1 protein-coding gene is annotated in these 333 nt (G+C 75.1%); it reads left to right on the top strand.

Annotated elements, in window-relative coordinates; genetic code table 11:
• Positions 1-333 (top strand): hypothetical protein (locus tag AC1MIR_RS27795; protein WP_480031405.1); only part of this gene is annotated, 333 nt, incomplete at both ends.

The raw sequence follows: 333 nt of genomic DNA, 5'->3' as shown, positions 1-333 counted from the left end.
CGAGCGCGGCGACGATGCGGCGCTGCGCCGTGCCGTCCAGGCCTACGAGGCCGCGCTCGAGGAACTCACCCGCGATCGGGCCCCGCTCGGCTGGGCCACGACCCAGAACAATCTTGGTATCGCGCTCGTGACGCTCGGCGCGCGCGGCGGCGACGCGGCGCTGCGCCGTGCCGTCCAGGCCTTCGAGGCCGCACTGGAGGAGCGCACCCGCGATCGGGCCCCGCTCGACTGGGCGACAACCCAGAACAACCTCGCCAGCGCGCTCTCGACGCTTGGCGAGCGCGGCGACGATGCGGCGCTGCGCCGTGCCGTCCAGGCCTACGAGGCCGCGCT

This window comes from Falsiroseomonas sp. RANM36 (assembly GCF_056682175.1).
Note: the sequence above shows the minus strand (reverse complement) of the source record. Positions and strands in the feature narration are given on the sequence as shown.